We start from the raw sequence: 341 nt of genomic DNA, 5'->3' as shown, positions 1-341 counted from the left end.
AGCTCGCTGGAGCAGACCGCGGCCTCGATGGAAGAACTCACCAGCACCGTGAAGCAGAACGCCGACAACGCGCGCCAGGCCAATCAGCTCGCGCTCTCGGCCTCCGAGGTGGCAGTCAAGGGCGGCGACGTGGTCAGCCAGGTGGTGGACACCATGGCTTCGATCAATGCTTCGTCGAAGAAGATCGTCGACATCATCGGCGTGATCGACGGCATCGCCTTCCAGACCAACATCCTGGCCTTGAACGCAGCGGTCGAAGCGGCCCGTGCCGGCGAGCAGGGCAGGGGCTTCGCGGTGGTGGCATCGGAGGTGCGCAGCCTGGCGCAGCGCTCGGCCGCGGC

At 66.9% G+C, this 341-nt stretch carries 1 protein-coding gene; it reads left to right on the top strand.

Annotated features, from left to right (window positions below):
* Positions 1 to 341: methyl-accepting chemotaxis protein (locus tag AC3A6B_RS29910; protein WP_487840252.1), on the top strand; the 341-nt coding region annotated here is incomplete at both ends.

Source organism: Variovorax sp. Soil_C_33, assembly GCF_057656935.1.
The sequence above is the reverse complement of the archived record's forward strand: the minus strand, read 5'-3'. Positions and strand labels throughout refer to the sequence as shown.